The organism is Streptomyces sp. NPDC048636 (assembly GCF_040650655.1).
GTDB lineage: Bacteria > Actinomycetota > Actinomycetes > Streptomycetales > Streptomycetaceae > Streptomyces.
This window is the reverse complement of record NZ_JBEZHR010000004.1, coordinates 203924-223215: the sequence shown is the minus strand read 5'-3', so window position 1 is coordinate 223215 and position 19292 is coordinate 203924. Positions and strand designations below refer to the sequence as shown.

General features: G+C 70.5%; 13 protein-coding genes. 7 read left to right on the top strand and 6 right to left on the bottom strand.

Annotation, left to right across the window (positions count from 1 at the left end; all coding sequences use genetic code 11):
- Nucleotides 1–45: 45 nt before the first annotated feature.
- A complete protein-coding gene (locus AB0C66_RS13860) occupies nt 46–690 on the bottom strand; it encodes a CoA transferase subunit B (protein WP_362436893.1) in 645 nt (214 codons plus the stop codon).
- Nucleotides 690–1472, bottom strand: coding sequence for a CoA transferase subunit A (locus AB0C66_RS13855; RefSeq protein ID WP_362436891.1), 783 nt, complete (start codon nt 1470–1472; stop codon nt 690–692). The genes AB0C66_RS13860 and AB0C66_RS13855 overlap by 1 nt, the downstream gene beginning before the upstream one ends.
- Nucleotides 1473–1614: 142 nt before the next feature.
- Here AB0C66_RS13855 and AB0C66_RS13850 point away from each other — a divergent pair, with 142 nt between their 5' ends.
- On the top strand, nt 1615–2085 hold the full coding sequence (locus AB0C66_RS13850; RefSeq protein ID WP_362436889.1) for a MarR family transcriptional regulator: 471 nt from the start codon (nt 1615–1617) through the stop codon (nt 2083–2085).
- Here AB0C66_RS13850 and AB0C66_RS13845 read toward each other — a convergent pair.
- From AB0C66_RS13845 to AB0C66_RS13835, 3 genes are all read right to left on the bottom strand, one after another.
- Nucleotides 2074–3510, bottom strand: a complete 1437-nt coding sequence (locus AB0C66_RS13845) for a cellulase family glycosylhydrolase (protein ID WP_362436887.1) — start codon at nt 3508–3510, stop codon at nt 2074–2076. The genes AB0C66_RS13850 and AB0C66_RS13845 overlap by 12 nt on opposite strands.
- Before the next feature lie 147 nt (nt 3511–3657).
- Complete coding sequence (locus AB0C66_RS13840; protein WP_362436885.1) at nt 3658–4794, bottom strand: extracellular solute-binding protein; 1137 nt, start codon at nt 4792–4794, stop codon at nt 3658–3660.
- A 153-nt stretch (nt 4795–4947) separates the two neighbouring features.
- Entirely contained in the window at nt 4948–7617 is a 2670-nt protein-coding gene (locus tag AB0C66_RS13835; RefSeq protein ID WP_362437377.1) for a SpoIIE family protein phosphatase, read from the bottom strand.
- 217 nt (nt 7618–7834) lie between these two features.
- On the opposite strand from AB0C66_RS13835, the gene AB0C66_RS13830 reads away from it, so the two are divergent.
- The 6 genes from AB0C66_RS13830 to AB0C66_RS13805 all read left to right on the top strand — a co-directional run bounded on the left by AB0C66_RS13830 (nt 7835) and on the right by AB0C66_RS13805 (nt 15824).
- Complete coding sequence (locus AB0C66_RS13830; RefSeq protein ID WP_362436883.1) at nt 7835–8548, top strand: GntR family transcriptional regulator; 714 nt, start codon at nt 7835–7837, stop codon at nt 8546–8548.
- A 202-nt stretch (nt 8549–8750) separates the two neighbouring features.
- The gene (locus AB0C66_RS13825; protein ID WP_362436881.1) at nt 8751–9914 is read left to right on the top strand and encodes a pyridoxal phosphate-dependent aminotransferase; all 1164 of its coding nucleotides are present in this window, start codon (nt 8751–8753) and stop codon (nt 9912–9914) included.
- Between the two features lie 54 nt (nt 9915–9968).
- Nucleotides 9969–12083 (top strand): hydantoinase/oxoprolinase family protein, encoded by a 2115-nt coding sequence (locus AB0C66_RS13820; RefSeq protein WP_362436879.1) that lies wholly within the window; start codon nt 9969–9971, stop codon nt 12081–12083.
- On the top strand, nt 12080–13813 hold the full coding sequence (locus tag AB0C66_RS13815) for a hydantoinase B/oxoprolinase family protein (protein WP_362436877.1): 1734 nt from the start codon (nt 12080–12082) through the stop codon (nt 13811–13813). Before AB0C66_RS13820 ends, AB0C66_RS13815 begins: the two co-directional genes overlap by 4 nt.
- Before the next feature lie 77 nt (nt 13814–13890).
- Nucleotides 13891–15255 carry an MFS transporter gene (locus tag AB0C66_RS13810; RefSeq protein WP_362436875.1) on the top strand — a complete coding sequence of 455 codons (1365 nt, stop codon included), beginning with the start codon at nt 13891–13893 and terminating at the stop codon, nt 15253–15255.
- Nucleotides 15252–15824 carry a cysteine hydrolase gene (locus AB0C66_RS13805; protein ID WP_362436873.1) on the top strand — a complete coding sequence of 191 codons (573 nt, stop codon included), beginning with the start codon at nt 15252–15254 and terminating at the stop codon, nt 15822–15824. The genes AB0C66_RS13810 and AB0C66_RS13805 overlap by 4 nt, the downstream gene beginning before the upstream one ends.
- Before the next feature lie 93 nt (nt 15825–15917).
- On the opposite strand, the gene AB0C66_RS13800 is transcribed toward AB0C66_RS13805, so the two are convergent.
- Nucleotides 15918–19226 (bottom strand): right-handed parallel beta-helix repeat-containing protein, encoded by a 3309-nt coding sequence (locus tag AB0C66_RS13800; protein WP_362436871.1) that lies wholly within the window; start codon nt 19224–19226, stop codon nt 15918–15920.
- Between the last annotated feature and the right edge of the window lie 66 nt (nt 19227–19292).

The window sequence follows — 19292 nt, the reverse complement described above, 5'->3', positions numbered from 1 at the left end:
GTGCTGAACTCCCTGTTTCTCGCGCCGCGGTAGGAGGGCCGTCCTTCATCGGAGCTCCTCCGGGACGCGGATCCTCGCCGCGGTCCGCTCGACGATCTCCTCGACCGTGACGTCCGGCGCCGGTTCGACGAGCGCGAAGCCCTCGTCGGTGATGTCGAGGACGCAGAGGTCGGTGATGATCCGGTCGACGCAGCCCCTGCCGGTCAGCGGAAGGGTGCAGTCGGCGAGGAGCTTGGGCGAACCGTCCTTGGCGGTGTGGGTCATGGTGACGATGACGGTGCGGGCGCCGTGGACGAGGTCCATCGCCCCGCCGATTCCGGTGATCATCTTGCCGGGGACGGCCCAGTTGGCGAGGTCGCCGTGGTGTGACACCTGCATGGCGCCCAGGACGGCGACATCGATATGGCCGCCGCGGATCATGCCGAACGACAGGGCGGAGTCGAAGCAGGCGGCGCCGGGCAGGACGGTGACGGTCTCCTTGCCCGCGTTGATCAGATCGGGGTCGACCTCATCCTCGGCGGGGTAGGGGCCGGTGCCCAGGATCCCGTTCTCCGAGTGGAGGATCACCTCCACCCCCTCGGGCAGATGGCCGGGGATGAGGGTGGGCAGGCCGATGCCGAGGTTGACGTACTGACCGTCCGCCAGTTCACCGGCGGCGCGGGCGGCCATCTGGTCGCGGGTCCAGGCCATCAGTGCCCCACCGTCCCCTGTGCGGTGGGCGCGGAGACGGTGCGCCGTTCGATGTGCTTGTCCACGGCCTGCTCCGGGGTGAGCGCCACGATCCGCTGGACGAAGAGGCCCGGCAGATGGACCTGGTCCGGGTCGATCTCACCGGGCTCGACCAGCTCCTCCACCTCGGCGATGGTGATCCGGCCGGCCATCGCCGCGAGGGGGTTGAAGTTCCGGGCGGACCTGGCGAAGACGAGATTGCCGTGCCGGTCGCCCCTCGCGGCCCGCACGAGCGCGAAGTCGGTGCGGATGGCACGCTCCAGTACGTAGGCGCGCCCGTCGAACTCCCGCACCTCCTTGGGCGCGGAGGCGGTGGCGATCCCGCCCTTGCCGTCGTACCGCAGCGGCAGCCCGCCGTCCGCCACCTGGGTGCCGACCCCGGCCGGGGTGTAGAAGGCGGGGATGCCCGCGCCCCCGGCGCGCAGCCGCTCGGCGAGCGTGCCCTGCGGGATCAGCTCGACCTCCAGCTCACCGGCGAGGTACTGGCGCGCGAATTCCTTGTTGGCGCCGATATAGGACCCGGTGACGCGGGCGATCCGGCCCGCGGCGAGCAGGGTCGCCAGACCGCGGTCCAGCGCGCCGCAGTTGTTCGACACCACACCGAGGCCACCGGCCCCCGTCTCGTGCACGGCCTGAATCAGCACACTCGGTACGCCGCTGAGACCGAAGCCGCCGACCGCCAGCGACGCGCCCTGCCGGACATCGGCGACGGCCGCGGCGGCCGTGGCCACGACTTTGTCCATCCCTCCGCTTCCTCTCCCTCGCTCCGCTCGCTCTCAGAATGCTCAGTGTGCTGAGTAAATATTGACAAGGTCGAAGCGTGGCATGATGAAGAAGGAGGGTCAAGGCCCTCAGTGCAAGGAGCATCGGCGAGAGGAACGCACCGTGCCCGCCCTCGACCTCGGCACCCACCCCGGCCATCTGGCCCGGCGGCTTCAGCAGGCGCACACCCTGCTGTGGACCACGATCGTCTCGGAGGAGGTCACCTCCCCGCAGTTCGCCGTGCTCAACACCCTGGTCGGCGAGGACGGGCTCGATCAGCGCACCGTCGGCGAGCGGGTCGGTCTCGACCGGTCCACCATCGCCGAGGTGATCCGCCGCCTGGCCGCCCGTGGCCTGGTCGACAAGGTCCGCGACACCAGGGACGGCCGCCGGTCCGTGCTGCGCGTCACCGAGGAGGGGAACCGGGCACACCAGAAGCTGTCGCCGCGGACGGCCCGGATGAACCAGATCTTCCTGGCACCGCTGGACGCCGGGGAACAGTCCACCTTCCTCGAGCTGTTGCGGCGGGTCTCCGACGCGGCCGAGGGCCTGCGCAACCCCGCCGCACGGCCACCCGGAAGGTCAGCCCCCTGAGGTGGCGGCGAGCGGTCTCACCCCCCGGGGTGAGACGGTCACCGTGATCCGGCCGGAGGCGCCGGGCCGCGTCCGCACCCGGACCGTGCCCCGCTCTCCCGCCGGTACGGCGCGGGGCCGGGCCACCGCCGCGCCACGCACCGACACCCGCCATCCCGCGGCCGTGGCGGGAGTGGACAGCTCGCTGACACCGGGCCGCCCCGGAGCGTCATAGACCAGCCGGAACGTGCGCGACACGGGGTCGTAGCCCTGCCCGCGCACCGAGCCCGCCACGGCGGGGGCGAAGGGGCGCGCCGTCCGCCCCTTGTTGGGCAGGAAGCGGCCGTCCTCGCCGACGGCGCAGTACCCACCGCCGTAGCACCACACATAGCCCGCCCAGCCGGAGCTGTAGCGGTCGAGGGAGGCGAGGGCATCACCGTAGAAGCGCGCCATGTGGGGCAACGCGCTGTTCCGGGGACCCCACTCGCCGACGACGACCGGTATGCGCCGGGCACTCGGGTAGCCGGTGACGGCCTTCTCGTACGCCTCGAGCCAGCCCGCCGACGGATCGTAGTCACCGCCCGCTTCCATGGCGGCGTTGTAGAAGTGCGGTGCGTAGACGACCTTCGGGTCATGGACGCGGCCGAGGCCGGTGGGCAGCCCCTCGCCGACGATCGGGGTGGGTTCCACGAACAGTCTGCCGCGGCGGTCGACGGTGCGGATCGCGTCCGCGATCCGGTTGTACATCGGGGTCAGCTGCTCGGACTCGATGCGGTGGGCGGCCGTCGGCAGGTCCTCGCCCTCGCGGAGCCGCCCCATGGGCTCGTTGATCAGGTCATAGCCGAACACGGCCGGGTGGTGGCCCACGCGCCGGGCGAGCACCCGCCACATCCGGGCCTGCGCCCGCTGGAGATCGCGGTCCTCGTAGAGGTGTTCAAAGGCCGCCTGCACGGCCGGTTCGAAGTACTCCGCGAACCAGTCCTCCGGATGCGGGGTGAACGGCAGCCCCTCGGTACGGGTCGCCCACGCGGGAATGCCGCGATGGCCGAACTCCGGTCCGAAGACGTCCTGATGGGCGTCGATGACCACCCGGACCCGCCAGCGATGAGCCCAGTCCAGGACCCGTTCGATCTTCCGGAGGTAGCGCGCGCTGTAGTGGCCGGGCCGCGGCTCCAGATCGTCCCAGAAGACCAGCAGGCGCGCGAAGTTGAAGCCCTGGTCGTGCAGGTCCCGGAAGTGCCGCTCGGTGATGGCGCTGAGCGCGTCGGCGCCTCGGTGCGCCTTGTCCTCGACGTTCCAGCCGCGCAGGGTGAGCGTACGCCCGCGGGCGTCGGTGAGCGGTGGCGGTGAGGGCGGCGCCTGCGCTTCTGCCGCGCCCGGTGAGAGCAGCGCGAAGACGATCGCCAGCACCCATCCCGCCTTGACCGTGAACCCGCGTCTGGCCATGGCCCCCACCCTGCACGCCGACACCCCTGCCGAACAGACGGCCGCCAGCCGTTTCGCCGCGGGGGCCCTCGCGGTCATTCAGGGGGGTATGGCCCTGGACGCGCTGCCGGTGGCCTTGACGCCGGGGGCGGCCCGCCGGGTAAGGGGTCAGCCCGAGACGGCCCTCGCCCACTCCCGGACGACCAGTTCCCTGGCCCGCTCCAATTGCGCGTCCGTCGGGAACTGCGGCTTTCCCTCCACCGTCGGCAGCTTCGCCGCGGCGGCCTCGTCGAGGGTGCCGTCCTTCTCCATGGCGTCCAGCAGCACCGGGCGGGCGTAGCCGTCGAGCCGCAGATTTCCGCCCTCGGGACTGAAGAGGTACTCCAGCCACAGGCGGGCGGCCGCCGGATGCGGCGCGTTCCTGTTGACCGCCAGCGCGTAGTACTGGGCGAAGCTGCCGTCGAAGGGGATCGCGACCTGCCAGTTCAGGCCCTTGCCGCGGAACTGGTCGGCGTAGGAGAGGTTGACGTAGTCCCAGTCGATGGCGATGGGTGTCTGTCCGCTCGCGACCGCCTCCGAGGTGGACTCGGCCGGGTTGAAGTTGCCCTTCTTCTTGAGTTTGGCGAAGAAGGCGAGACCGGGCCGGATGTCGCTGAACGATCCGCTGTTCGCCAGTGCCGCCGCGTACACCCCGGCGAAGGCGGTACCGGCCCGGGTCGGGTCGCCGTCCAGCGAGACCTTGCCCTTGTACCGGGGCTTCAGCAGATCGGCGAAGGTGTGGGGGCAGATCTTGACGCGCTTGACGTTGCAGCCGATGGAGATGTAGCCCCCGTAGTTGTTGAGCCAGCGGGCCTTCGGGTCCTTCTGGCTCGTCGGGATCGCGTCGTACGCCTCGACCTTGTAGGGCGCGAGGAGGTTCAGCCGGGCCGCCGTCCGCGCGAAGGTGTCCGCCACGTCGATCACATCGGGGGCGCTGTGGCGTCTCCCGCCCTTCCGTACGGCGTCGAGCTCGTCCTGGCTGGACCCCTGTGGATCGGCCACCGTGACCCTGATCCCGTACTTCTTCCGGAAGCCGTTGATCAGGCCGCCGTAGTTGGCCCAGTCACGCGGAAGCGCGATCGCGTTGAGCCTGCCCTCGTCCTTCGCCGCGGCGATCAGCGCTTCCATGCCGCCCATCTCCTCGGCGGAGGTGGCCACCGACGGCTTCTTGGGCGCCGCGGGCGGCGCCTCGTCGCAGGCGCTCAGGGCCACCAGGAGGGCGAGGCAGCCGCTGACGGCCGCTGTTCGGGCGCGAGGTGCAGTCACATCGACTCCAGGAAACGGGTTACAGGAACGAGCGCTATCACCCATGGGCTCCTGGTGGCGGCAGCCACGTCGGGCCACTGGAGTGAACGACTCGCGCCGAGCGACACCGCGCGGCCCCGGACGGCCGGTGGCGCGGTGGCCGGACGGCTCCCCTCACCACGCCGTGTCGTCCTCCATCCCGAGCAGGAGGTCACCGATGCCCTCGGCGGCCGCCGAGGCGCCGTTGTGGAGGCTCTGTTCGGCCCAGATGACCTTGCCGGTGGGGGTGTAGCGGGTGCCCCAGCGCTCGGTGAACTGGGCGACCAGGAAAAGACCGCGGCCACCTTCGTCGGTGACCTTGGCCAGCCGCAGACGGGGCGAGGTGCTGCTGCTGTCGGACACCTCGTAGATCAGGGTGCGCTCACGGAGCAGCCGTACGGTGATGGGCTCGGTGCCGTAGCGGATGGCGTTGGTGATCAGCTCGCTGAGGATGAGCTCCGCGGTGAGGGCGATCTGCTCGAGCCCCCACTCCGTCAGCTGGCGGACGCAGGCCGCCCGGACGGGGGCCACCGCCGCCGGATCACGGGACACCTCCCATTCGGCGATCCGCGACGGGTCGAGCAGACGTGTGCGGGCCACCAGGAGCGCGATGTCATCCCTGGACTGGGTGGGCACCATGGCCTCGATCACCGCGGCGCAGGTGGCCTCCGGATCGCGGTCGGGCCCGGCCAGGGCGGCGCGCAGATCCTCCAGACCGGCGTCCAGGTCGCGGCCCTCGATCAACCCGTCGGTGTAGAGCACCAGCCGGGACCCCTCGACCACCGTCAGCTCTGCACTCTCGTAGGGCAGCCCGACGCCCAGGCCCAGTGGCGGGGAGATCGGCAGCGCCGGGAAGGCCACGGTCCCGTCGGGGTGGACCACCGCCAGCCCCGGGTGACCGGCGGTGGCGACGGCCACATGTCCGGAGGTGGGGTCATAGATGGCGTACTGGCAGGTGGCCCCGGTGATGCCCGACCCGTCCTCGGAGTCGGCCTCCTCGGCGTCGATCTGGGCCACCAACTCGTCCATCCGGCCCAGCAGCTCGTCCGGCGGCATGTCCAGGACGGAGAAGTTGTGCACCGCGGTGCGCAGCCGCCCCATGGTGGCCGCCGCGTGCAGACCGTGGCCGACGACATCGCCGACCACCAGCGCCACCCGGGCGCTGGACAGCGGGATGACATCGAACCAGTCCCCGCCCACTCCGGCGCGCGCGGGCAGATAGCGGTAGGCCACCTCGAGGGCCGACTGCTCGGGCAGACCGCGGGGCAGCAGACTGCGCTGGAGCGCGACGGCCGTGGAGTGTTCACGGGTGTAGCGGCGGGCGTTGTCGATGCACACCGCCGCCCGGGCGGCCAGTTCCTCGGCGAAGAACACATCCTCCTCCTCGAACGCCGGGGAGGTGTTCTTCCGCCAGAAGTGCGCGGTCCCGAGCAGCATTCCGCGGGCCCGCAGCGGGACCAGGACGAGGGAGCGGATGCCGTAGTCGAGGACGTTTCGGGAACGTTCCGGGTCCTGGGACCGCCAGCCGTCACTGGCGCTCAGATCACCCACCAGAACCGCCCGGCCGCTGGCCACTCCGGCCACGATGGGGTGACCGGCGGCGAACTGGATCAGCTCGCCGACGGGGTAGAGGGGATGGTCGCCTTCCAGTCCGACCAGGGCGGTGCGGCGCATCTCGGTGCCGGTGCCGGACGGCTCCTCGCCGTGCAGCACCCGGTCGGGAAGCTCGACGGTGACCACGTCGGCGAACTGCGGGACCGCCACCTCCGCGAGTTCCTCGGTGGTGCGGGTGACGTCCAGCGTCGTCCCGATCCGCACCCCCGCGTCGTAGAGCAGTTTCAACCGCTCCCGGGCCAGTTCGGCCCGGCCGGAGAGGGCCCGCAGCTCGGTGGTGTCCCGTAGTGTCACCACGCTGCCGGACGCTCCCCGGGGATCGGTGAGCCGCTTGTTGACCGCGAGCAGCCGGTCGGCGGCCAGGTGCACCTCATCGGTGGACGGGCGGTCGGAGGCGAGCAGCTCGGCGAGGTCGGCCCCCAGCCCGAGATCGGTGACCCGGCGCCGCTCCGCGTCCGCCGGCAGGTCCAGCAGCCGCCGCGCCTCGTCGTTGGCCAGCAGCAGCCGGCCGTCGCCCCCGACGATGAGCACCCCCTCCCGCACCGCGTGCAGAACCGCGTCGTGGTGCTCGTACATGCGGGTCATCTCGGCCGGGCCGAGGCCATGCGTCTGGCGCCGCAACCGACGGCTCACCAGCCCCGCTCCGCCCGCGGCGACGGCGAGTGCTCCGGCGGCGCCGCCGAAGAGGACCGGCAGTTGCCGGTTCACCCCCTGCTGCACCGTCCCGACCGTGACGGGGGCGGCGACGATGGCGACGACCGAACCGCTCGCGTCCTTGACGGGGGCCGCGGAGACCACGGAGAGGCCGAGGGACCCTTGGAAGGTCCTGGTGAACGCCTTGCCGGACGCGGCCTCCGAGTAGGGCCCGATGATGTGTTTGCCGATCTGACGCGGGTCGCTGTGGGTGAGGGTGATCCCGTCCACCCGGTACACGATGAGGGCGTCGACACCGGCGGCCTTCCGGGCCGCCTCGGCACGCGGCTGGAGCACCGCGGTCGGGTTGGGGCTGTCCAGCGCCTTGAGCATCCCCGGGGAGTTCGCGAACGCCTGCGCCGCGGCGAGCGTCCGGTGCCGGGCGTCCGCCATGCTGTCCCGTCGGACCTGCACCACGAGAGCGATCAGTGCGGCGACGACGAGCAGCACCACGACGGTCAGTTGCAGCAGGAACACCTGACCGGCCAGGCTGGGCATGCTCAACAGGGAGCGCACACCCTCGGGCAGCCGCCGCGATGTCCCCTCGGGGCTGCTCCTGGGCGAAATTCCGCGCCGGATTTTACCCAAAATTCCGCACATAAACTATTTCTACCGCTTCGCACGCGGATCACGGAGTGACCAGGGGCTCGGCCCCGCCGTCGATTGAGATCCGCTCGGCGGACGTGTGAGATCGCAGCCGCGGTAAGGTGGGGCCGTGAAGTATCTGCCCGCCATCCTGAGCGAGGACCATCCGAGCCTCAGCGCCACCGCGCGCGCGTACGCCGCCATCAAGCGCCAGATCATCGAACTGGCGCTGGAGCCCGGGGCTCATGTCACCAAATCGACCCTTGAGCGCCGGGCCGGTGCGAGCACGATGCCCGTCCGTGAGGCCCTGACCCGGTTGCAGCGGGACGGTCTGGTGCAGGCGCTGCCCCGCTCGGGCTACCGGGTCCTGCCGGTCACCCTCAAGGGGACGCGTGACCTCTGTGCCTTCCGCCGGCTGCTGGAGGTCGAGGCGGCGGGCCTCGCGGCGGAGCTCGGCTGCCCCGAGCGCGATCTCGCCCGGATGGAAGAGCTGCTGTCCGTTACCTATGAGACGGGCGATACGGCGAGCATCGACGCGTTCCTCCGTGCCAATCTCGAGTTCGACGCGATCATCGCCAACCGGTGCGGCAATGACATGCTGGCCCAGGCGATCACCCGGGCCTTCGACGAGTTGGAGCGGGTCCTGCGGATCACGCTGACGTCGCTGCCGTTCTCGGAGTCCTCCGCGCATCAGCGGCGGGAGATCCTCGAGGCCATCCGGGACCGCGACCCGGCCGCGGCCCGTGCCGCCATGCGGGCCAGAACGCAGACCTCACAGGACCAGATCATCGACCAGCTGGTGTCGCACGCGTCCCTCGCCGAGATCAGCATCAGCGTCACCTGAGATCCGGAGCCTCGGATTCATCTCCCGCTCCCGAGGGGTTGACGTGGCGTTCCCGCGAGTGGTCAGCTAAGAACTGAGATCTTAACGGCATGTTATAGAGATCTTACGGCTCAAGCCCCTCGCTCCGACCCCGCGCAACAGGGTGATCGGGTATGAGCTGGGCTGAGATCTCAGATATCCATCCCCCGGCGAAGGGAAGCTGATGAAGCTGGAACGTCTGCCGGCTCTCGCGGTCGCCGACAGTGCCCAGCGGGCGCCGTCGGGCGGTGTGGACATGGTCCCCTTCCGCGGGGTGCCGACGCTCCCCATGCCGCCGCATGTCGTGGAGGCGGTGCGGGCGGCCGCGGGCGAGGTCTTCCCCCGCCGCGGCCGCGGTTCCCCCGAGCTCCGCCAGGTGATCGCCGCACGGCTGGCCGCCGTCCACGGGCTCGCCGTGGACCCGGAGAGCGAGCTGCTGATCACCCATGGCGCCCAGCACGGGATGAGCGTGGCGCTGAGGGCCCTGCTGTCACCGGGTGACGAGGTCGTCGTGCCCGCACCCAGTTACTTCTTCGACGGCATGATCCGCCTGGCGGGGGCCCGCCCGGTGTATGTGCGGTCCGACGAGGGCCGGGGATGGGAGTACGACGCGGAGGCCGTCGCGGCCGCCGTCACCCCGGCCACCCGGGCCCTGCTGATCTGCAATCCCAACAACCCGACGGGCCATGTGCCGAGCCGTGAGCGGCTCGGCCGGCTGCTGGACATCGCGGCCCACCACGGGCTGGTCGTCTTCTCCGACGAGTGCTACGAGCGGTACGTCTGGGACGGACCCGGCTACGTACCGCAGATGCTGCTGCGCGACCGCCACCCCGATCTGGTCACGGTCACCAGCCTCAGCAAGAACTACGCGTTCACCAGTTGGCGGGTCGGGTATGTGCACGCGCCCGCACATCTGCTGGGCCCGGTACACCGCGCCTTCGAATGGGACGCCATCAACGTCGGGGATATGGCCCAGGCCGCGGCACACGCCGTCATGACCGGCCCGCAGCAGTGGCTCGAGCGGGAGTTCGCGACCATGCGGGACCGGCGGGACGTGTTGCGCGGCGGACTGGAGCGTGCCGGTCTGCGATCGGTACGGCCCGACGCCGGGGTCTTCGTCTTCGCCGACTGCACCCCGCTCGGTGTCCGGGGGCGCCGGTTGGAGCGGCTGTTGCTGGACCACGGTATGACGGCCATCGCCGGGGACGCCTTCGCGGGGCCGGACACCCATATCCGCATGGTCTACGGGGGTTCCGCCGCCAGCCTCGAGGAGGCGGGGCGGCGGCTCGGGGCCCTGACGCGGGGCAGTGCGCTCGGTCCCGCCAAAGATCTCAACCATCACTCGTGAGATCGCGTTTATGAGATCGCCCTCTTCCCAGAGCCACCTTCGAAGGAGCCGAACGTGCCAGGACCTGCCGAGACCGACCACGACGGAAGCTGGCGAGTCGCCGCCGATATCGGGGGCACCTTCACCGATGTCATCGCCCTGGGCCCGGGCGGCCGGGTCGTCCCGGTGAAGGTCCTCTCCACACCACCGGACTTCGGCAGCGGTGTCCTCGGCGGAACCGAGGCCGCGCTGTCCGGAGCGGCCGCGCTCCCGCACCAGGTCGGGGCGATGCTGCACGCCACCACCGTGGCCACCAACGCCATCCTGGAGATGCGCGGAGCACGGACCGCCCTGGTCACCACCCGGGGATTCCGCGACGTTCTGGAACTCGGACGTCTGCGCCGCCCCCTGCTGTACGACCTGTCCTGGCAGCGGCCGACCCCACTGGTTCCCCGCCGCCACCGCTATGAGATCGACCAGCGGATCACCGCCAGCGGTCATCTCGACCCCCCGGCGGACTCCGCCGAACTGGCCCGGGTGGCCGGTGAGATCGCGGCAGCGGACATCGAGGCGGTGGCGGTGTGCCTCCTCAACTCCTACGCCTGTCCCGAGGAAGAGCGCCGGGTCGCCGCCGAGTTGCGGGCTCTCCTGCCCGGCACCTATGTGACCGCCTCCGTCGACATCACACCGCAGCTTCAGGAGTACGAGCGCACCAGTACCGCGGTCGTCAACAGCTATGTCGGCCCCCAGGTCCACGACTACATCACCGCGCTCGGCGAAGAACTGCGGGAAGCGGGTGTCTGCGCACCACTGATGATCATGCAGTCCAGCGGCGGCCTCCTCGACGCACCGTCGGTGGTGGAGCGCCCGGTCCAGATCATCGAATCGGGGCCCGCCGCCGGTGTCATCGCGGTCCAGAAGCTCTCCCGGCTCATGGGCCTCGACTCCGTCGTCGCCTTCGACATGGGCGGCACCACGGCCAAGGCGTCCCTCATCGAGGACGGCGAACCGTTCGTCGCGGGCGACTACGAGGTCGGCGGGGGCATGAACATCACCCGCGGCATGGGCAAGGGCGCGGGATACGCGCTGCGCGTGCCCTCCATCGACATCGCGGAAGTGGGTGCGGGCGGGGGCAGCGTCATCTCCACCGATGTCGCCGGATCCCTGCGCGTCGGACCGCGGAGCGCCGGCTCCCGGCCCGGTCCCGCCTGCTACGGCAACGGTGGGACCAGCCCCACGCTGACCGATGCCAACGTGGCCCTGGGCTACCTCAGCCCGCGGGCCCTGGCCGGCGGTCGGGTGGCCATCAGCCCGGAACTCGCCGAGCGGGCCATCGCTCCGGTGGCCCGGGACCTGGGCGTCGACATCCCGGCGGCCGCCCGCGGGGCCTACGAGGTCGCCGTGTCCAGCATGACCAAGGCCGTCAAGGCCGTCACCAGCGAACGCGGCCGCGATCCGCGGGACGCCGTCATGGTCGCCTTCGGCGGCGCCGGGCCCCTCTATGGCGCGGCGATCGCCCGGGAGCTCGGCATCGACACCGTCATCGTCCCCGTGCACACCGGGCTGTTCAGCAGCCTGGGGCTGCTGGTCGCCGACACCGAACGGCAGGCGGTCATGGCCCACCGGGCGGATCTCGACGCGCTCGACCTGCTCACCGCGGAATTCGACCGGATGGCCAAGGAGGTCACCGAGACCCTGCTCGACGCGGACCCCTCGGCGCATATCGAGGTCCTGCGGGTCCTCGATATGCGCTACCGAGGCCAGCGCTTCGAACTGTCCATCACCGTCCCCGACGGGGCGCTGGACCCCGGGCAGATGGCCGCCGCACGACAGCGGTTCCACGCCGAACACCACCGCACCTACGGCCGTGACGGGGCCGATGAACTCGTGGAGATCGTCAACCTCCGCGTCCGCGGACGGGTGCGCAACCCCGTGAGCGTCGAGCGGATCCTGAGCCTGCCGCCGTCGGCGCCCCGCCCCGAGACGCTCCGGGAGTGCCGCTTCGACCGCACCGAGCCGACCCCGGTCATTCCCCGCGCCGCGCTGTCGGCCGAGCCCCGGCAAGGCCCCCTGGTCATCGAGGACATGGATGCCACCACCCTCGTACCGCCGGGAGCCACCGCCCGCCTCGACCACCTCAACAACATCGTCATCGCCTGGACGACCACCGCCCCGGAGGCCTCCGTATGAGCCCGCGCCCGATCAGCGACGCCGCCACGTTCGAGGTCTACCGGAACGCCGTCACCGGACTCGCGGACGAGATGGCCATCACCATCCTGCGCACCGCGCACTCCCAGATCGTGGCGTCCAGCATGGATTTCTCCGCCGCGCTGTGCGACCCCTCCGGCCGGGTGATCGCGCAGGCCAACACCTGTCCGGTGCACCTGGGTTCCATCCCCGAAGCCATGAGCGCCGTGCTGGGGACCTTCGGTGACGCCATCCGGCCGGGCGATGTCTACCTGCTCAACGACCCCGACCAGGGCGGTATGCATCTGCCCGATATCTTCGCCATCGCCCCGGTGTTCACCGCCGGGCAGGAGCTGATCGGCCACTCCGTCACCGTGGTCAACCATGTGGACGTGGGGGGCTGGGCCGCGGGTTCCATGGCGGTGCAGTCCACCAGCATCTTCGCGGAAGGTGTGCAGATACCGCCGTCCCGGCTGTACGACGCGGGACGGCTCAACGAGACCTTCCTCGCGCTCATCCTGCGCAACGTACGCGAGCCCGAACTGCTCCGCGGCGACCTCGAAGCGCAGCTCGCCGCGTGCCACGCCGGTGGCGAAGGGCTGAAGGAACTGGCCGTACGACATGGCACCGACGGTCTGACCGCGCTCAACGAGGAACTCCTCGACTACTCCGAGACCCTGCTGCGCGCGGCGCTCGCCGAAGCCCCCGACGGTGCCTACGCGTTCGAGGACTTCATCGACGACGACGGCATGGGTTCGCCGCCCATCCCCTTCCGCGTCACCGTCACCATCACCGGCGACACCCTGCACCTGGACTTCACGGGATCCTCCCCCCAGGTCGCCTCGGCCCTGAACGCCACCGCGTCCTTCACCCGGTCCGCCTCCTACGCGGCCCTCCAAGGCGCCCTGGGCTCGGATATCCCGGCCAACAGCGGCTTCTACCGCCCCCTCACCTTCACCATCCCCAAGGCCTCCATCCTCAACGGCCGACGGCCCGCGGCCCGTGGCGCCCGGGGCCTGGTCGCCTACCGCATCATCGACACCGTCCTCGGAGCGCTGGCCCCGGTCTTCCCCGACCGGGTCCCGGCCGCGGGCGACGGCGGCCCCGACTCCGTGGCCATCGGCATCACCGGGGAGGACGGAACCACCAGCGTTCTGTGGGACATCCTGTGCGGGGCCTGGGGAGCCCGTCCGGACCGCGACGGTGTGGACGGCATCAGCCCGCTCGGCGCCAATCTGGCCAATGTGCCGGTGGAGGAACTCGAGCAGTCCGGCCACGTGCGCATCGACGGCTATGGCTATCTGCCCGACACCGGTGGTCCCGGCCGGTGGCGCGGCGGTCTGTCGACCTTCCGCGATATGACGGTGCTCGCCTCCACCGTCGAGGTACAGATCCGCTCCGACCGGCGCACCCACCTGCCCTACGGCCTTCAGGGCGGATCCCCGGGCACCATGTCGTCCAACGTCCTCAACTCCGGCACCCCACAGGAGCAACTCCTCCCGGCCAAGGTCGTCCGGACCCTCGCCGCAGGCGACCGCCACCGCCACATCACCGCCGGAGGCGGCGGACACGGTGACCCCTTCACCCGCGACCCCGACCGGGTACTGCGGGATGTGCTCGACGGGAAGGTCACCGTGTCCCGCGCGAGCAGCGACTACGGAGTGGTCGTCACCCCCGATGGCACGGTCGACACGGCGGCGACCCGGCAACGGCGCGCCGCCCGGCGCCCCTAGCGAACCCGCACCCCGCCGTCCCTCCCCAACCCCCCACCTCTCCACCCTCGGACCCCGCTCACCGAGAGGACCCCGCCATGGCCGAGGTCACCGCCCCCGTCACCACCGAAGTCAACATGCGCCAGGTGTGGCGCAAAGCAGGTATCCGCATCATCCCGCTCATCGGCCTCGCCTACGTGATGAGCTACATCGACCGTGCCAATCTCGGCTATGTGGCACAGCCGCTCAACAAGAGCCTCGGCCTCACCGCCGGACAAGCGGGCCTGGCCTCGGGCCTGTTCTTCATCGGATACATCCTTGTGGAGATCCCGAGCAATATGATGCTGCGCCGGTTCGGCGCACGAAAATGGATCACCCGCATCCTTGTCTCCTGGGGCATCGTCACCATGGGCACGGCCGCCGTGCGGAGTGTCGGTCAGCTCTACCTCGCCAGGATCCTGCTGGGTTTCGCGGAGGCCGGACTGGCCGCCGGCATCCTGCTGTACCTGACCTTCTGGTTCCCCAGGAGACAGCGTGCCTGGGCCATGTCCGCCTTCTTCATCATGCTTCCGCTGTCCGGCATCATCGGATCGCCGCTCGCCGCGGCCATGCTGTCCTGGGGGGAGCGGCTCACCGGGCACACCGGGTGGCGCTCGCTGTTCTTCACCGAGGGCCTCTTCACCGTACTGGCCGGGGTGGTCATCTACGCCCTCCTGCCGGACCGGCCCGCCGACGCCAGGTGGCTGACGCCTGAGGAGGAGGACGCCATCCAGCGGCGACTTGCCCTGGAAACCGCCCAGCAGAACGCACACGGCGCGCTCACCGGGATGCGTCAGGCGCTCTCCAGCGGACGGGTGTGGATGCTCGCCCTCGCCTTCTTCGCCGTGGTCTTCGGCCTGTACCCCATCGCCTTCTTCCTGCCGACGATGATCGCCACCCTCACCGGTGACGGGTCCGGGATCTCAGAGGTCGACAGTGTGCTGCTCGCCGGTATCCCCTCGGCCATCGCCATCGTCGCCATGCTCGGCTGGGCACGGGTGGCGGCCCGCCGGTCGGTGGTGTTCTCCACCGCGGTACCCCTGGCCTTCGGTGTCGTGGGGCTGCTGCTCGCCACCTTCACCCACCACGACGTCCTGTTCATCGCGGCGTTCTGCGTCAGCGTCTCCGGTATCTTCACCGCCATGCCACAGTTCTGGCGGCTGCCGCCGCTGTGCCTCACCGGTGCCGCCGCGGCCTCGGGGATCGCCCTGATCAACTCGGTGAGCAACCTCAGTGGCTTCCTCGGTCCCTATATGACCGGCGCCATCGCGGACGCGACCGGCGACTTCACCTACGCGCTCCTGGCCATCGCCGTCATCATGGCCGGTGGGCTGGTCATCCTGCTGACGGCCGGACGGAGAGCGGAACGGTCCGCCGCGCAGGATCCACCGTCACAGACCCACGACAACGAGGAGATCGCGTGACCGCGCGTACCAACACCGCACTGATCGTCGGCGATATGCAGACGGGCATCCTGGAGAACTACCCCTTCACCAGGGCGGCCCTCGCCCCCTTGCGGGCGGTGGTGCCCGCGGCGCGCGCCGCGCAGGACGTCCTCGTGGTGTTCGTACGCACCGAACTGCGCGCCTCGGGAATCGATGTCTCCGCGAACAACACGATGCTCACCGCGTTCCACCAGTCCGGCACGCTCTTCCACGAGGGAGCCGGACAAACGGGCGTCACACCGGACCTGGCGCCGACGCCGGAGGACGTCGTCATCACCAAGCGTCGTGCGAGCGCGTTCGCCGGTACGGAACTCGACATGGTGCTGCGCGCCCAGCACATCGAATCGATCGTGCTGACCGGAGTGGCGACGAGCGCCATGGTCGCGGCCACCCTCTACGACGCCATGGACCGGGATTACCGGGTCACCGTCCTGGGCGACGCCTGCGCGGACGCCGAGAGGGACGTCCATGAGGTCTTCGTGGAGCGGATCTTCCCCGGTCGGGGCGCCCGGGTCATGACGGGGGAGACATGGCTCGGAGAGCTGTGAATTCCCCACCTCGCATGCCGTGAGTCGCACGCCCCGCACGCGGTGAATCGCTCGCTCCCCTCGGGGAGCGAGCGATTCGACTGCCGTCGCCCGTCAGCCGAGCACACCGAGACCGGCGGCGGGCAGGTCATCCGGCAGCAGCGTCCGCAGATCGTCCACGCTCGGCCGGGAATTCGACGTGAGGCGGCGCGCCTGCTGGGTGATCATGCTCTCCAGCAGCTGCCTGGCCAGCCGCGCGTTGCCGAAGGACCGGTCGCGGGGGAGGCTCTCGACGCGGTCGCGCAGCGCCGCGATGGTGTCCGCCGGGCAGGAGTAGCCCGAGTCCTCCGCATGCCGCTCCAGGATGGTGACGAGTTCATCGGTGGTGTAGTTCTCGAACTCCACATACCGCGAGAAGCGGGAGGCCAGGCCGGGGTTGGAGGCCAGGAAGCGGCTCATCTCGTCGGTGTAACCGGCGACGATGACCACGACCTCGTCGCGGTGGTCCTCCATGAGCTTCAGGAGGGTGTCCACCGCCTCCCGGCCGAAGTCGGAGGACGATCCCTCGGGGGTGAGGGTGTACGCCTCGTCGATGAAGAGCACACCGCCCTTGGCGCTGTCGAACACCTCCTTGGTGAGCTGCGCGGTGTGGCCCACGTAGCGGCCCACCAGATCGGCGCGGGCCACCTCGACCAACTGGCCACGCGGCAGGACGCCCAGGGAGTGCAGGATCCCGGCGTACAGACGTGCCACCGTGGTCTTACCGGTACCGGGCGGGCCCGAGAACACCAGATGCTGACTGATACGTGGCGCGGGCAGCCCGGCGGCCTCCCGCTGTTTGACCGTGGTGAGCAGACTGACGAGATCGGTGACCTCGCGCTTGACCGCGCCCAGACCCACCATGGCCTCGAGTTTGGCCAGCAGCGCTTCCCGGTCCTCGCCGGGCGACTGCGTCTCGACCGACTCGTCGCTGATGTCCTCGGGCAGCAGCAGCGTCAGGTCCCGTTCGGCGGGCTCGGCCATGGTGGCGAGACGGAACGCCTGGCGGTCGACCATCTCCTCGAAGACCCGCCGTGCCGCACGGCCGTTGCCGAAGGTGGCGTCGCGGGGCATCCGCTCGAAGTGGGCGGCGAGCGCGTCCGTGGTGCCCGGCCCCAGCTCGAACTGGTGGGAGCCGCACATGCTCTCCGTGATGGTCACCAGCTCCGCCACCGAGTAGTTGGTGAACTCGATGGTCCGGGTGAAGCGGGAGGCCAGACCGGGGTTGGAGTCCAGGAAGGAGCCCATCTCCGAGGAGTAGCCGGCGGCGATGACCACCACGTCCTCGCGGTGGTCCTCCATCAGCTTCAGCAGGGTGTCCACGGCCTCACGGCCGAAGTCATTGGAACTGCCGCCCTCGGGGGTGAGGGTGTACGCCTCGTCGATGAACAGCACACCCCCGATGGCCTCGTTGAACGCCTCGGTGGTCTTGATGGCCGTACCGCCGATGACCTGCGCCACCAGATCGGCGCGGGACACCTCGACGAGATGCCCTTGGGGCAGCACCCCCAGCTGGGCGAGGATCGAGCCGTAGAGACGGGCCACGGTGGTCTTACCGGTGCCGGGCGGCCCGGCGAACACCAGATGGCGGCTCATCGACGGCACCGGCATACCCAGCCGGACCCGTCGCTGGGCGAGTTGGTTGAGGTTGACCAGGGTGCGCACCTGGTGCTTGACGCCATCGAGGCCGATCAGCGCCTCCAGCTCGTCCAGGGGCTCCTTGGGCTCTGCTCTGCCGGAGTCGTTCGTGCCGGACGCGCCACCACCCGCGGCCACTTCGACGCCCCAGGCGTCCGGGGCCCCGTTGTCGGCGCTGGTCAGCTCCAGCACCTCCAGGCGCTCGCTCGCCCGGGTCTGGGTCAGCCCGGCGCCCCGGTTGTCGCGCACCGAGCATCCGGTGACGCTGACCGGTTCGGCGCTGTCCACGCGGATACCGTCACCGACGCTGCCACTCACCTCGCAGCGGTTCAGTTCCGCGCGGGCCCCGGCCGCGAGAAGCACACCATGGGCTCCGGCGCCGGTGATCCGCACCCGGGCCAGCGACGCCTCCCCGCCGGACTCCACGGCCACACCGGAGGCGCCACAGTCCTCGATCTCCAGATCCCGGACGGTGGCGACCCCCTCGCCGCCCACGGACACCGCCGTCTCCCCGGAGGTGCGCACGACACAGTCACTGAGCTGGGTGTTGCCGCCGTCGGCGATCCGTATCCCGGTGTCGGTTGCCCGCTCCACCGTGCAGAACTCCAGCCGTCCGCGGCCCTCTTCGCCCACCTCGACGCCGTGTCTGCCGGGGGCGGAGATGCGGGCGTGCCGGATCAGCGGGTTGGCCCGTGAACGGATCGACAGGGCACTGCCCGCACCGCCGGACACCTCGAGACGGTCGAACTCCGCGGTGGAGTCCTCGATGAGCAGCACCGCCGCGGCCGCGTCCGCGCAGTCCCGCACCACCGCGTGGTGGAACGACGGCGAGCTGGAGTCGGCCACCCGGATCGCGGACCCGGTCGACGCGGTGAACTCGCAGTCCTCGAAGGTGCCGCGGGAGCGTTCGGAGACCACCAGACCTGGGCCCTTGGTACGGGCGGTGGTGCACCGGCGCAGCAGCGGATCGGCCCCTGAGGACAGGGCGATCCCGGGCCCGGAGGTGCCGGACACCGTCACCTCTTCCAGAGTGGGCCGGGAGGCGCTGGTCAGATAGACCCCGACGGCGGTGTCCCGGACCGTGGTGCGCACCACCCGGGTGGTGCTGTTGCCCTCCAGGGCGATCGCGGGCTTGTCGGTGCCGGTGATGTCACAGGACTCGATGGACCCCTGTGCCTCGCCGTTGGCCAGCACACCGTTGCCCCGGGCGTCCCGCATCCGGCAGTCGCGGATGGTGGAGCGCGCGTTCTCGCTGAGGACCACGGCCGAGGTGCCGAGGTTCTCCAGGACACAGTCCTCGATGGCGCTGCCGGTCTCGGAGGTGTCCACGATCCCGGCGCCCTCGCGGTTGGTGACCCGGCAGCCGCGCATCGCCAGCGAGCCGGTGTTCCGGGCGAGCACCGCCGTCCACCCCGAACCGATCACGGTGCAGCGGTCCATGGCGACCTGGCCGCGTGGCACATCGACCACGGCCACGTCCTCGCCGCCGCCGCGCAGCGTCAGATCGGTGAGCATCACCGCGTCGGCCATCAGCGTCAGCGCGGAGCCGCGCCGCGGGCAGATCTCCACACTGCCCGGGTCGCCTTCGCCGACGATGGTCACCCTGGTGCGGACGGTGAGGTTCTCGGGGTAGCGGCCGGGACGGACGTGGACCACCGCGCCCGTACGTGCCGTGGCCAGCGCCTCACCGATGGTCCGGAAACCGTCCGGCTGTTCCGGGCCGACCGTAAGTACCTGCCGTGACACGCTGTGTCCTCCTGGATTCGTGAAGGGCGGGACCGAGCCCGGTCCAAGGATCCCATCCCATATCAT